The following is a 448-nucleotide window of genomic DNA, read 5'->3' on the forward strand; positions in this document are numbered from 1 at the left end:
CTACGGAAGCCGGGGCCACCAGCGGTTCGCGCGATAAAGGTCTGCACGGTAAGCTGAAAGCGGGTGTCTGTTATTCGATGCTCGACACCATTAACTCGCGCCACCAGCGCGTGGTGGTCGGTGTGCGTCTGCAACAGGTTGCCGGACGCGATCGTAAAGTGGATATCAAACCATTTGCCATTCAGGGACTGCCGATGTCGGTGCAGCCGACACAGCTGGTGACCGAAACCCTGAACGAACGCCAGGCGCGGCTGCTGCCGCTTAACGAGCTGAAAGACAAGCTCGAGGCGATGGAAGGCGTGCAGTTTAAACAGTTCAACTCCATTACCGATTACCACTCGCTGATGTTCGATCTGGGCATCATCGCGCGTCGTCTGCGCTCCGCATCTGACCGTAGCAAATTCTATCGTCTGATCGAAGCTTCGCTGTATGGCGGGATCTCCAGTGC

The 448-nt window shown here is 57.1% G+C and carries 1 protein-coding gene; it reads left to right on the top strand.

Features of this window, described 5'->3' with window-relative positions; genetic code table 11:
• Positions 1-448, top strand: a 448-nt coding sequence (locus E0L35_RS25580; protein ID WP_212751721.1) for a hypothetical protein, incomplete at both ends; no start/stop codon positions are given.

Source organism: Halomonas sp. ATBC28 (genome assembly GCF_005937175.1).
Taxonomy (GTDB): Bacteria; Pseudomonadota; Gammaproteobacteria; order Pseudomonadales; family Halomonadaceae; genus Vreelandella; species Vreelandella titanicae.